The sequence below is a fragment of the Trichlorobacter sp. genome (genome assembly GCF_030247655.1).
GTDB lineage: Bacteria > Desulfobacterota > Desulfuromonadia > Geobacterales > Pseudopelobacteraceae > Trichlorobacter.
This window is the reverse complement of record NZ_JAOTRZ010000359.1, coordinates 1-1680: the sequence shown is the minus strand read 5'-3', so window position 1 is coordinate 1680 and position 1680 is coordinate 1. Positions and strand designations below refer to the sequence as shown.

Sequence of the window (1680 nt, the reverse complement as noted above, 5' to 3'; positions counted from 1 at the left end):
GGGTAAGATGGTGATTCTGGTGGATGATGAGGACCGGGAGAACGAGGGTGACCTGACCATGGCAGCCGAAATGGCTACCCCGGAGGCGATCAACTTTATGGCCAGATATGGTCGTGGTCTGATCTGTCTGACCTTGACCCCGGAAAAATGCGACTCCTTGGGGCTGAAGCCGATGGTGCGGGATAATACCTCACCCTTTGAAACCGCCTTTACGGTTTCGATTGAGGCAAAACGTGGCGTTACCACCGGTATTTCTGCTGCTGACCGCTCCCATACTGTTTTGACCGCAGTTGCCCCCAATGCGTCTGCAGCTGATCTGGTCAGCCCTGGCCATATCTTTCCGCTGCGGGCCAAGCCGGGCGGGGTGCTGGTCCGTACCGGCCAGACCGAGGGATCGGTTGATCTTGCCCGTCTGGCAGGGCTGACCCCGGCTGGCGTGATCTGTGAGATCATGAATGATGACGGTAGTATGTCCCGCATGCCTGAATTGCGTACGTTTGCTAAAGAACATGGCCTGAAGATCTGTACCGTTGCTGATCTGGTTGCCTATCGTCTGAAACATGAGCAGCTGGTGCGGGCTGTTGCCGATGCCAAACTACCATCCCGTTATGGTGGTGACTGGCGGGTGGTGGCCTTTGAAAATGATGTGGACAAGCTGGACCATATCGCGTTGGTTAAAGGCGATCTCTCTGGCGACGAGTCGGTACTGGTGCGGGTACATTCGGAATGCCTGACCGGCGATGTGATGGGCTCCCAGCGTTGTGATTGTGGTGACCAGCTGCACAAGGCGATGGAGGCGATTGTTAAGGACGGCCGCGGGGTGATCCTCTATATGCGCCAGGAAGGGCGGGGGATCGGTCTGATCAACAAACTGAAGGCCTACGAGCTGCAGGATCAGGGTATGGATACGGTTGAGGCAAATCAGCAGCTTGGTTTTAAGGCTGATATGCGTGACTATGGGGTTGGTGCCCAAATTTTGTTGGCTTTGGGTCTTCGTAAAATTCGTCTTTTAACCAATAATCCTCGTAAGCTGGTTGGTCTGCAGGGGTATGGCATTGAAATTGTGGACCGGGTGCAGATAGAGGCCAGCCCCACTTGCTCAAACAAAGGTTACCTGCGGACCAAGCGTGATAAACTGGGACATCTGTTGGAAAAGGTCTGATGCGCGTCCTGTTGCATGCCTGCTGTGGTCCCTGTGCGCTCTATCCCCTCGCTACCCTGCGCAGTGAAGGGATAGAGGTTACCGGTTTCTTCTATAACCACAATATTCACCCCTATCAGGAGTTTGCCAGGCGACGTGATACGGCGCAGCAGATGGCCGCGTTGGAAGGGATGCCGCTGATCGTTAGAGATGAATACAGGTTGGAGGAGTTTCTAGCCAATGTAGCTGCAGCACCTGATGAACGCTGTGGCTACTGCTACGCCTCACGACTTGATGCTGTTGCTGCTGCTGCTTTAGATGGTGGTTTTGATGCCTTTACCTCGTCGCTTTTTTACAGCCGTTATCAGAATCATGATCTGATGCGCCAAAAGGCAGAGGACGCATCACAAAAGCACGGAATTTTGTTTTTGTATCGGGATTTCAGGCCAGGCTGGCAGGAGGGGATCCGACGCTCTAAGCAGTTGGAACTCTATCGTCAGCAGTATTGTGGTTGTATCTATAGTGAAAAGGAACGGTAC

Annotated in this window: 2 protein-coding genes; both read left to right on the top strand. The window is 53.7% G+C overall.

Annotation, left to right across the window (positions count from 1 at the left end; translation table 11 throughout):
* A partial coding sequence (locus OEL57_RS16675; protein ID WP_300742066.1) for a bifunctional 3,4-dihydroxy-2-butanone-4-phosphate synthase/GTP cyclohydrolase II occupies window positions 1-1162 on the top strand: 1162 nt, incomplete at its 5' end.
* Window positions 1162-1680 (top strand): epoxyqueuosine reductase QueH (locus OEL57_RS16670; RefSeq protein WP_300742064.1); only part of this gene is annotated, 519 nt, incomplete at its 3' end. The genes OEL57_RS16675 and OEL57_RS16670, both read left to right, overlap by 1 nt.